We start from the raw sequence: 10,084 nt of genomic DNA on the forward strand, positions 1-10,084 counted from the left end.
GTGCCGCGCGTCGCTTCATTTCACGCTGAGATCGAGCTGCGCCAGCGTTCGGCCGATGGCGGCGACGGCGTTGTGAATCTCGTTCGTGTCAATCGAGCCGATGCAGCCGACCCGGAACGTCTCCACCTCCGTGAGCTTGCCCGGGTACAGGATGTAGCCCGCTTCCCTCACGGCTGCATAAAACTCCGCAAAACGCCACTTCGGATCGCGCGGCGCATGGAACGTGACGATCACGGGCGCCTGCACGTCGGCCGGGAGGAACGTGTCGAAGCCGAGCGCCTTCATGCCGTCGACGAGTGCCGCGCAGTTGCGCGCGTAGCGCGCGCCGCGCGCCGGCTGGCCGCCTTCCGCGATGAACTGGTCGAGCGCGGTGCGCAGCGCGGCGACCACGTGCGTCGGTGGCGTAAAGCGCCATTGTGTGGTCTTTTGCATGTATGCGTACTGATCGTACAGGTCGAGCGCGAGCGACGGCGAGCGGCCTTCGCATGCCTCCAGCACGCTGCGCCGCACGATCACGAAGCCCATCCCCGGCACGCCTTCCAGACACTTGCCGCTCGCCGACACCAGCGCGTCGATGCCGCCGTTGCGCAGATCGATGGGCAGCGCGCCGAACGAACTCATCGCGTCGACGATCAGGCTCTTGCCGTGGTGCTTGCACACGGCTGCGATCTCGTCGAGCGGATTGAGCAGGCCCGCGCTCGTCTCCAGATGCACTTGCGCGACATGCGTGATGCGCGGATCGCGGTTGAACGCGTCTTCGATGGCGCGGGCGCTGGCCGGCTCGTCCTCGCGCAGCGGCAGCTCCACCCACGCAATGCCGAGGCGCTGCAACACCTTGATGATGCGCGCGCAATACGCGCCGTTGTTCGGCACCAGCACGCGGCCGTCGCGCGGCACCAGCGTGCCCAGCGCGGCCTCGACGGAGAACGTGCCGCTGCCCTGGAGCGGCACGCAGACGTACTCATTTGCTCCGTGTACGATCTCGACAAGATCGTTGCAGACGCTCCGCGTGATGCCGTTGAACGCGGCGTCCCACGAACCCCAGTCGCGCAACATCGCTTCGCGCGTTGCAGGCGAGGTCGTCAACGGTCCCGGCGTCAGCAGGATAGGGTCGTTTCCAGGAATCACACAGCCTCCTTCAAAATCAGTGAAATGCGGGTGAATCGCACGTTGTCCGGCGCGTGTTGCTTTGCATATTATTGGCTGATTGTGTCAATTTGTGGAAATCTGCAGACTCTTCACGTCGATGTCACAAAAAGAGACGATTCTTGCTGTGCCCGTTCAGACAAGGCGGTCCGGTACGAGTAATCGTCGAAGGAATGTCTTGACGCAAACGCCGCAAAAAAAGTTGTCAGCAATCTGCAATTTGCACGGCTTCGGCCGCGAGGTCAGGCGGATGCCTCCTTCCGGAGCGCCGCACGGACACCACCACTATCGGGTTATCACAGGTTTTTTTGCCTTTCGGAGAGAACGACATGAAAAAGACGGATCACCTTCGCTCGACGGGCCGCATTGCGCGCAAGCTGCTGCCCGCACTCGTCGCGGCAGCGGCGTTCGGCGGCGCGATGTCCGCGCACGCGGCGGGCGCGGTCGTGCTGTACACGGCCGATGGCCTCGAAAACCTCTATAAGGACGTGCTGCCCGCGTTCGAGAAGCAGGAAGGCGTGAAGGTCAACATCGTGACGGCAGGCAGCGGCGAAGTCGTGAACCGCGCGACCGTCGAAAAGGACGCGCCGAAGGCGGACGTGCTCGTCACGCTGCCACCGTTCATCCAGCAGGCGGCGCAATCGGGCCTGTTGCAGAACTACGAGAGCGTGAACTACAAGAACGTGCCCGCGATCGCGAAGGCGTCCGACGGGGCGTGGGCCACGTTCGTCAACAACTACTTCTCGTTCGCGATCAATCCGGAAGTCGTGAAGAACCAGCCGAAGACGTTCGCCGATCTGCTGCATCCCGACTACAGCGGCAAGGTCGCGTACTCGAACCCGGCGACGGCGGGCGACGGCATGGCCGTCATCATCCTGACGACGTCGCTGATGGGCGAAGACAAGGCGTTCGACTATCTGAAGAAGCTGGAGCAGAGCGCCAAGTTCCACACGAAGGGCACGGGCTATCTGGACGTGCTGCTCTCGCGTAACGAAATCGCCGTTGCCAACGGCGACCTGCAGATGGATCTCGACGACGCGGCGAACGGCGGCCTGTCGCTCAAGCCGATCTTCCTCGCAGCCGAGGCGGGCGGCCAGCCGACCACGTTCCAGCTGCCGTACGCGATCGGCCTGATCAAGAACGGCCCGAACCAGGCGCAAGGCAAGAAGCTGATCGACTATCTGATGTCGACGGAAGTGCAGGCGAAGGTGCCCGACATCTTCGGCATTCCGGGCCGCACCGACGTGCCGCTCGCCGGCAAGAACGGCACGGCCGTCAAGCAGGCGATCGCGGGCGTGAAGCTGATTCCCGTCGACTGGAATCATGTGATGTCGAAGAAGGCCGAGTGGACGGCTCGCTGGAAGAACGACGTGATCGGCAACTCGGGCAAGCAGCTCGAAGTCGTCAAGCCGAAATAATCACCGCGTCTGATGGAAGGACGCGCGGCGTGACAATGGTCGCGCTGCGCGCAAGGCATTTGATGTACCCGATGCGCCTGATGCATCCGGTGCTGCAATTCAAGGCCACCAACGCAGGAGGATGGACCCGGTGAACACTGCAACAACCCTTGCTGGTTCAGGCGCGCTGGACGCCACTCCGCGAGCGGAAGGCGTCGCTCGCACAGGCGAGCCCGGCGGCGTGCGGATCGAGCATCTGACGGTGCGCTTCGGTTCGCGCACGGTGCTGGACGATCTGTCGCTGACGATCGAGCGCGGCGAACTGTTGACCGTGCTCGGCCGCAGCGGCTGTGGCAAGACGACGTTGCTGCGCTTCATCGCCGGTTTCATCGAGGCCGATGGCCTCGCCGGCACGCTGACGGTCGCGGGCCGCGACCTCACGCACGTGCCGCCGCACAAGCGCAATCTGGGCCTGCTGTTCCAGAGCTATGCGCTGTTTCCGCATCTGTCCGTATTCGAGAACGTCGCGTTCGGCCTGCGCGCGCGCCGCATTTCGACGAAGGAAATCGCGCGGCGTGTCGCCGATTCGCTGAAGCTCGTGCAGCTCGGCGATGCCGGCCACGTGATGCCCGCGCAACTGTCGGGCGGCATGCAACAGCGCGTGGCGCTCGCGCGCGCGCTCGTGATCGAGCCGGACGTGCTGCTGCTCGACGAGCCGCTGTCCGCGCTCGACGCCAATCTGCGCGCGTCGGTGCGTTCCGAACTGAAGGCGCTGCATGAGCGCCTGCCGAATCTGACGATCGTCTGTGTGACGCACGATCAGGACGACGCGCTCGTGTTGTCCGATCGCACGCTGCTGATGCGCGACGGCCAGATCGCGCAGCTCGGCACGCCGCAGGAGCTGTACGACAAGCCGGGCAATGCGTTCGTCGCGCGCTATCTGGGCGCGGCCAATCTGCTGCCGCCGAACGTCGCGTTTGCGCTCGGCGACGCGCGCCATGCGGAGCGCGAGCGCGTCGCGTGCCTGCGTCCCGAGGCGATGCGCATCGTGCCGCTCGGCGAAGGGCAGTTGCACGGCACGATTGCATCCGTCGAATGGTATGGCTCGGTGTTGTCCGTGCAGGTCGCGCTCGATGCGATGCCGGGCGAACCCGTGCTCGTGTCGATGCAGCGCGGCAGCGGTGTGATGCCCGAAAAGGGCGCGCGGATTTCCTTGCGTTACGAGGCAGACGATGTCGTCCTTATCAAGCCCTGACGCGCTCGCCGACCGCGACGCGCGCGCCGCAACGGCCGCGTCGCATGCGGCGGCGAAGCGCCGGCGCGAGCGCATGTCGCAATGGCATTTGCTGTTTCTCGCCGTGTTCGTGCTCGGCCCGCTCGTGATCTATCCGCTCGTGCGTCTCGTGATGCTGAGCCTGACGGGCGCGCATGGGCTGAGCTTTCACGCGTACTCGGCGTTCTTCCGGAATCCGGAGACGAGCGGCGTGATCGGCACGACGCTGTGGATCCTGTTCGCGAGCGCGGGTCTTGCTTCCGTTCTCGGTGTCGCGCTCGCGTCGCTGCTGTTCTTCAAGCCGTTTCCGGGCGCGCGGCTCGTCACGCGTTTTCTCGAGCTGTTCGTGGCGTTCCCGTCGTTTCTCGTCGCGTTCACGCTGATCTTTCTGTACGGCTCGCAAGGCTCCGTCAGCATCGGGCTGCAGCGGCTCTTTCATCTGGAAGCGCCGCCGCTCGATTTCCTGTTCGGCATCGGCGGCGTGATTCTCGCGGAAGTCGTGTTCTACGCGCCGTTCGTCGTGCGTCCGACGCTCGCGTCGTTCGCGATGCTCGACATGCGCCTGATCGAAGCGGCGCGCAGCCTCGGCGCGAACGGCTGGATGGTCGCGTTTCGCGTGATCGTGCCGCTCGCGTGGCCCGGCATCGCGGCGGGCACGATCCTGTGCTTCCTGCTGACGTTGAACGAGTTCGGCATTCTGCTCGTGCTCGGCAGCGCGCATCTGATCACGCTGCCCGTGGCGATCTACAGCTCGGCGACCGTCGATCTCGATCTGCCGACGGCTGCCGCGGGCGCTGTCGTGATGCTGGCGATGTCGCTGTCGTTGTATGCGCTGTACCGCCAGATCAACAGGCGCAAGGTGGGAGGAGCGAAGTAATGTCCGACGTCGATCAAACCGTGCTGCCTGCCGTGCATCATCGCGCGCGGCCCGTTCAACACAGGCTCGTCACGCGCATCGCCGGCGGTCTCTTCATGGCGTTCGCCGCGTTGCTGTGCTTCTGGCTCTTCGTGCTGCCCGTGATCGTCGTCGCGCTGTCGAGCGTCGCCGCGCACTGGTCGGGCACGATCCTGCCGGACGGCTTCAGCATGCGCTGGTTCGAGCGCCTCGGCGGCAGCGATTTCGATGCGCTCGTGACCAGTCTGCAGATCGGCTTCGGCGTCGCGATTCTCGGCACCGTGCTAGGGCTGTGGCTCGCGCTCGCACTCGAAGGACGCGACCGGCGCGGCCTTGGCGCGCTCGTCGATACGATCGCGATGGTGCCCAACGGCGTGCCGAGCGTCGTGCTCGGCCTCGCCGTGCTGATCGCGTATCACAAGAAGCCACTCGATCTGTCGAGCTCGGCCGCCATCGTCGTGTTCGTGCAACTGGCGCTGGTGCTGCCGTTCTGTTATCGCTGCGCGGCGGCGGCGTTGCGGCCGGAGCTGACGATCCTGCGCGAAGCGGCCGCGAGCCTCGGTGCGCCGCCGTCGATGGTGCTGCGCCGTGTCGTGCTGCCGCAGCTGGTGCCCGCGATCCGCGCGTCGCTTGCGCTCGGCTTCGCGCTGTCGCTCGGCGAGCTGGGCGCGACGCTGACCGTTTATCCGCCGGGTTTTGCGACGGTGCCGATCGTCGTTGTCGGCCAGGTCGAACGCGGCTATTACCTGCCGGCTTCCGCGCTGTCGCTGGTGCTGCTGCTCGCATCGCTGGCTGCGCTGCTGCTGATCGCCGCGCGCGTGCCGCGCCGTCGCGTGGACTGACAACAAACAACGTTTCCTGATTTTTCGTGAGGTGTGTCTGTGTCGAGATGCCTCGCATTGTGATTTGGCAAAAAGTGCCGAAATGACCGAAAATATGGAAATTGTGTCGGATGATCGGATCGAGGTGGTCAGGCGGCATTCGCTGACGGCGCTGGTGCGCGACGAGATCGAGCGCAACATCGTCGACGGCAGGCTGGCGCCCGGCGACAAGCTCAACGAAGCCGACTGGGCCGCGCGTCTGCAGGTGTCGCGCGGGCCCGTGCGCGAGGCGTTTCGCGCGCTGGAGCAGGCCGGGCTCGTGCGCAACGAGAAGAATCGCGGCGTGTTCGTGCGCACGGTGTCGCTGGCGGAGGCCGACGAGATTTACGCGGTGCGCGCGGTGCTCGAACAGGCGGCGTGCCGGATGCTCGCGCAGCGTATCGACGCCGCGCAACTGGCCGCGCTGCGGGCGCATGTCGATGCGATGCATGTCGCGCTCGAGGCCGGCGATCACGATGTATATGCGCGAGAGAACGTCGCGTTTCACGACGCGATCGTCGCGATGGCGGGCAACGGCAAGCTGTATGAGACGTATCGCAGGCTGGTCGGCGAATTGAGTCTTTTCAGGCGCGCGGCGCTCGGCGTGCGCGGCGACGCGATGGAGCGTTCGCTGGCTGAGCATCGCGCGATTCTGTCGGCGCTCGCCGCGCGCGATGCGGACGAAGCCGCGCGGCTGATGCTCGCGCACGTCGACGGCGGCAGGCAGCGCGCGCATGAAGCGGCCGGACCGCATCGATGCGGCGAACATGATGATCGCGATGAACGGGACGACGGCTTGAGCGCGCTGCTCGCCTGAGTCGGCGGAACCGATGAAGCACACGCGTCAGCGACGCGTAGGGAAGAGAACGATGGCAATCCAGTCCGAACGTAGTGTTGAAGTGAATGGCCGCAGCTACCGGTTGCCGGTGACGCCGACGGTGGTCGTGTGCGTCGATGGCTGTGAGTACGACTATCTGGAAGCCGCCGTGAACGCGGGCGTGGCGCCGTATATCGGCAAGATGCGGCGCGACGGCGCGGCGTTCAGGGGCGACTGCGTGATTCCGTCGTTCACGAACCCGAACAACCTGTCGATCGTGTGCGGCGTGCCGCCTTCCGTGCATGGCATCTGCGGCAACTATTTCTGGGACCCGCAGGCCAACGACGGCAAGGGCGCGGAAGTGATGATGAACGATCCCGCGTATCTGCGCGCGCCGACGCTGCTCGCCGCAGCCGCCGATGCGGGCGCGGGCGTCGCCGTCGTCACGGCGAAGGACAAGCTGCGGCGGCTTCTCGGCAACGAGATGAAGGGCATCTGCTTTTCGGCGGAGAAGGCCGACAAGGTGACGCTCGAAGAAAACGGCATCGGCGAAGTGCTCGATCTGGTCGGCCTGCCGTTGCCCGATGTGTACAGCGCGGGCCTGTCGGAATTCGTGTTCGCCGCGGGCGTGCGGCTTGCACAGACGCGCAAGCTCGACCTGATGTATCTGTCGACGACCGACTACATCCAGCACAAGTGGGCGCCCGGCACGGAAGGCGCGAATGCGTTCTACGCGATGATGGACGGCTATCTGGCGCAACTCGATGCGCTCGGCTGGGTGATCGGACTGACGGCCGACCACGGCATGAACGCGAAGCACGATCCGCAGACGGGCGAGCCGAACGTCATCTATCTGCAGGACCTGATGGACGAATGGCTCGGCGCGCGAGCGGCACGCGTCATTCTGCCCATCACCGATCCGTACGTCGTGCATCACGGCGCGCTCGGTTCGTTCGCGACGATCTATCTGCCGCGCGACGCGAACGCGCGCCAGGTGATCGAGCGTCTGGGCGGCATGAAGGATATCGAAACCGTGCTCGACAACAAGACGGCGTGCGAGCGCTTCGAGTTGCCGAACGACCGCGTCGGCGACATCGTCGTGATCAGCAGGAAGAACACGGCGCTCGGCACGCGCCGTGACGAGCACGACCTCTCGGGGCTGACAGTGCCGCTGCGTTCGCACGGCGGACTGTCCGAGCAGGAAGTGCCGCTGCTCTTCAATCGGCGCATCAGCGAGGCACGCGTCGCGGGCAAGCGTCTGCGTAATTTCGACGTGTTCGATCTCGCGCTCAACCATCTGGCGGCATCATGAACGTGACGATCCCGTCCAACGATCACCCCGCGTTTCGCGCGGAAGCGCTGCGTCTGAAGGGCGAGCGCGCGGCGCGCTCGCGCACGCTCGACGTGTTCGATCCGTACACGGGCATGCGCGTCGGCACGGTGCCGATGACGAGCGTCGACGATGTGCGCGCGGCGTTCGACTACGCGGCCGCTTATTCCGCGAAGCTCACGCGCTATGAGCGCTCGCAGATTCTCGAGCGCGCGGGCATGCTGCTGCGCGAGCGGACTGAAGAAGCGTCCGATCTGATTTCGCTCGAATCGGGTCTGTCGAAGCAGGACACGTTGTATGAAATTGGGCGTGTCGCGGATGTGCTGAAGTTCGCGTCGATCGAAGCATTACGCGACGACGGCCAGAGCTTCTCGTGCGATCTGACGCCGCACGGCAAGAAGCGGCGCGTGTTCACGCAGCGCGATCCGCTTGCGGGCGTGATCGTCGCGATCACGCCGTTCAATCACCCGATGAACCAGGTCGCGCACAAGATCGCACCCGCCATCGCGACGAACAATCGCGTGATTCTGAAGCCTTCGGAGAAGGTGCCGCTGTCGGCGTTCTATCTCGCGGATCTGTTGTATGAGGCGGGACTGCCCGCGCCGATGCTGCAGGTGCTCACGGGCGACCCGCGCGAAATCGCTGACGAACTGGTCACGAATCCGCTCGCCGAACTCGTGACGTTCACGGGCGGCGTGGCGATCGGCAAGCATATCGCCGAGCGCGCGGGGTATAGGCGCGTCGTGCTGGAACTCGGCGGCAACGATCCGCTGATCGTCCTCGAAGATGCGGATGTCGAGCGCGCCGCTGCGCTGGCGGTGCAGGGCTCGTACAAGAACTCCGGTCAGCGATGCACGGCCGTCAAGCGGATGATCGTGCAGAAGAGCATCGCTGCGCGCTTCACGGAGCTGGTCGTCGAGAAGACGCGCGAGTGGACATACGGCGATCCGTTCGATCGGTCGAACCAGATAGGCACGGTGATCGACGAAGCGGCCGCGCGGCTCTTCGAATCGCGCGTGAACGAAGCGGTTGCGCAGGGCGCGCGCCTGCTCGTCGGCAATGAGCGCAACGGCGCGCTGTATTCGCCGACGGTCGTCGATGGAGTCGATCCGTCGATGACGCTGATTCGCGAGGAAACGTTCGGCCCCGTCTCGCCGATCATCACGTTCGATACGCTCGATGACGCGATCCGCATCAGCAACGGCACGCCGTTCGGTTTGTCGTGCGGCTTGTGCACGAACCGGCAGGACGCGATTCCGCGCTTCATCAACGAATTGCGCGTGGGTACGGTGAATGTGTGGGAAGTGCCGGGGTATCGCGTCGAACTGACGCCGTTCGGTGGCATCAAGGATTCGGGCCTCGGCTACAAGGAGGGCGTGCAAGAAGCGATGAAGAGCTTCACGAACCTCAAGACCTTTTCTCTTCCGTGGGAGTGATGTTGTGGCATTGAATCTGGACGACATTCGCGGGTTGTTCGAAGAGCATGGCCGGCTCGCATACAGCGGCGAGCCGGTGACGCAGCTCGAACATGCATTGCAAAGCGGCGCGCTCGCGGAAGCGGCGGGGGCCTCCGATGAACTGGTCGCTGCGGCGTTCCTGCATGACCTCGGACATCTGTTGAACCGCCAGGGTGAAACGCCGACGGCGCGCGGCATCGACGATCTTCACCAATACTTCGCGTTGCCGTTTCTGCGGCCCGTACTGCCGGAAGCGGTGCTCGAGCCGATCCGGCTGCATGTCGATGCGAAGCGCTGTCTGTGCGCAATCGACGCGACTTACTTTGGGCGCTTGTCAGCGGATTCCGTGCGGAGCCTCGAACTGCAGGGCGGCATCTACGACGATGACGAGGCGCAGGCGTTCCTGGAGAAGCCTTATGCCGAGGACGCGTTGCGTTTGCGTCGCTGGGACGATCTGGCGAAGGAAGCAAATTGCGCGACGCCGGATCTCGATCACTATCTGAATGTCGTATCGCGTGTGATGGAAAGGCATGCTGTCGTTTGATCTTTTATCGATAACGGAGATTGCGCGGAGGCGCTGATATCGCGTTCATGTCATGCGCTTTACGCACGTCGAAAAACCGCTTGCAACTGTGGTGGCAAGCGCCTAGAATTCCGCTCTTTCGCGCGGCGGACACCGCGGCGCGAGGGAAGCGGGAAAGGCGGGAGAGCCGGTAGTGATGTGGTTTTCCGGCGGGGTCGGCAGGTTCTTCGGTAGTAAAAAACCTGTTGACGGATGCCGGAAGGTTCTTCATAATCTCGTTTCTCTGCTGCTGATGCAGCAACGCAACGAAGGCAAGGCGCCTCGTGCGATGTTCTTTAAAAACTAACAGCCGACAGATGTGGGTGCTCGATGACGGCGCGCGGTGG

10 protein-coding genes are annotated in these 10,084 nt (G+C 64.5%); 8 read left to right on the forward strand and 2 right to left on the reverse strand.

All coding sequences use genetic code 11. The features are described from left to right. Positions 1 to 15 precede the first annotated feature (15 nt). Positions 16 to 1,125, reverse strand: coding sequence for a 2-aminoethylphosphonate--pyruvate transaminase (locus GCT13_RS30500; RefSeq protein WP_321574727.1), 1,110 nt, complete (start codon positions 1,123 to 1,125; stop codon positions 16 to 18). Positions 1,126 to 1,475: 350 nt separating this feature from the next. On the opposite strand from GCT13_RS30500, the gene phnS reads away from it, so the two are divergent. The 8 genes from phnS to GCT13_RS30540 all read left to right on the forward strand — a co-directional run bounded on the left by phnS (position 1,476) and on the right by GCT13_RS30540 (position 9,719). Beyond that, complete coding sequence (gene phnS, locus GCT13_RS30505; protein WP_152764472.1) at positions 1,476 to 2,564, forward strand: 2-aminoethylphosphonate ABC transporter substrate-binding protein; 1,089 nt, start codon at positions 1,476 to 1,478, stop codon at positions 2,562 to 2,564. Positions 2,565 to 2,694: 130 nt separating this feature from the next. Continuing rightward, positions 2,695 to 3,798: a 2-aminoethylphosphonate ABC transport system ATP-binding subunit PhnT gene (gene phnT, locus GCT13_RS30510; protein ID WP_321574724.1), complete on the forward strand. Its 1,104-nt coding sequence runs from the start codon at positions 2,695 to 2,697 to the stop codon at positions 3,796 to 3,798. Then, positions 3,776 to 4,693 carry a 2-aminoethylphosphonate ABC transporter permease subunit gene (locus GCT13_RS30515; RefSeq protein ID WP_152764476.1) on the forward strand — a complete coding sequence of 306 codons (918 nt, stop codon included), beginning with the start codon at positions 3,776 to 3,778 and terminating at the stop codon, positions 4,691 to 4,693. The genes phnT and GCT13_RS30515 overlap by 23 nt, the downstream gene beginning before the upstream one ends. Continuing rightward, a complete protein-coding gene (gene phnV, locus GCT13_RS30520; RefSeq protein WP_152764478.1) occupies positions 4,693 to 5,553 on the forward strand; it encodes a 2-aminoethylphosphonate ABC transport system, membrane component PhnV in 861 nt (286 codons plus the stop codon). Before GCT13_RS30515 ends, phnV begins: the two co-directional genes overlap by 1 nt. An 82-nt stretch (positions 5,554 to 5,635) precedes the next feature. After that, the gene (locus GCT13_RS30525) at positions 5,636 to 6,388 is read left to right on the forward strand and encodes a phosphonate utilization associated transcriptional regulator (RefSeq protein ID WP_152764480.1); all 753 of its coding nucleotides are present in this window, start codon (positions 5,636 to 5,638) and stop codon (positions 6,386 to 6,388) included. Positions 6,389 to 6,440: 52 nt separating this feature from the next. Continuing rightward, complete coding sequence (phnA, locus tag GCT13_RS30530; protein ID WP_152764482.1) at positions 6,441 to 7,700, forward strand: phosphonoacetate hydrolase; 1,260 nt, start codon at positions 6,441 to 6,443, stop codon at positions 7,698 to 7,700. Next, positions 7,697 to 9,154: a phosphonoacetaldehyde dehydrogenase gene (gene phnY, locus GCT13_RS30535; RefSeq protein WP_152764484.1), complete on the forward strand. Its 1,458-nt coding sequence runs from the start codon at positions 7,697 to 7,699 to the stop codon at positions 9,152 to 9,154. The genes phnA and phnY overlap by 4 nt, the downstream gene beginning before the upstream one ends. Positions 9,155 to 9,158: 4 nt before the next feature. Beyond that, complete coding sequence (locus GCT13_RS30540; protein WP_321574726.1) at positions 9,159 to 9,719, forward strand: phosphonate degradation HD-domain oxygenase; 561 nt, start codon at positions 9,159 to 9,161, stop codon at positions 9,717 to 9,719. Positions 9,720 to 9,723: 4 nt separating this feature from the next. On the opposite strand, the gene GCT13_RS49625 is transcribed toward GCT13_RS30540, so the two are convergent. Beyond that, a partial coding sequence (locus tag GCT13_RS49625) for a hypothetical protein (RefSeq protein ID WP_227747087.1) occupies positions 9,724 to 10,084 on the reverse strand: 361 nt, incomplete at its 5' end.

Source organism: Paraburkholderia franconis, assembly GCF_009362735.1.
GTDB classification, from domain to species: Bacteria; Pseudomonadota; Gammaproteobacteria; order Burkholderiales; family Burkholderiaceae; genus Paraburkholderia; species Paraburkholderia franconis.

Coding starts and splice junctions, on each gene's coding strand:
- phnS (WP_152764472.1), top strand. CDS start 1,476: ATGAAAAAGACGGATCACCTTCGCTCGACGGGCCGCATTGCGCGCAAG.
- GCT13_RS30515 (WP_152764476.1), top strand. CDS start 3,776: ATGTCGTCCTTATCAAGCCCTGACGCGCTCGCCGACCGCGACGCGCGC.
- phnV (WP_152764478.1), top strand. CDS start 4,693: ATGTCCGACGTCGATCAAACCGTGCTGCCTGCCGTGCATCATCGCGCG.
- GCT13_RS30525 (WP_152764480.1), top strand. CDS start 5,636: ATGACCGAAAATATGGAAATTGTGTCGGATGATCGGATCGAGGTGGTC.
- phnA (WP_152764482.1), top strand. CDS start 6,441: ATGGCAATCCAGTCCGAACGTAGTGTTGAAGTGAATGGCCGCAGCTAC.
- phnY (WP_152764484.1), top strand. CDS start 7,697: ATGAACGTGACGATCCCGTCCAACGATCACCCCGCGTTTCGCGCGGAA.